This window comes from Enterobacter sp. KB-280D8 (genome assembly GCF_041399405.1).
In the GTDB taxonomy this organism is placed as follows: domain Bacteria; phylum Pseudomonadota; class Gammaproteobacteria; order Enterobacterales; family Enterobacteriaceae; genus Enterobacter; species Enterobacter cloacae_N.
Window position 1 is genome coordinate 1 of record NZ_JBGKEC010000042.1, and the last position, 284, is coordinate 284.

General features: G+C 51.4%; 1 pseudogene. It reads right to left on the reverse strand.

The features are described from left to right. A pseudogene (locus tag AB8818_RS22930) lies at positions 1-284 on the reverse strand (hypothetical protein); the annotation flags it as partial.

Consider the following 284-nt stretch of genomic DNA (forward strand, 5'->3'; position numbering starts at 1 on the left):
TCCCGTCCCCGATATCAAACCAGCGCTTGCGGTTGCTGTCTTTGAACGGATGGCATTTGTCCTGCGGCATAATTTTGTGAATATCTTTCTTCACCTTACCTTCAGTTTTGGTGAAGGTATCCCCGGAACGGGCATAGACAGAACTCTCCGGGTGGATATGAACAAATTTCGGGCCGCTCTTCACCTGTGCCTTATTGCGCAGAAAATCGATCATCCGGCCGTCGGTGCTGAGCACTTCAATGTGTGCGAACGCACTTTTCTCCACACCGTGTAAGTCGCAGGGG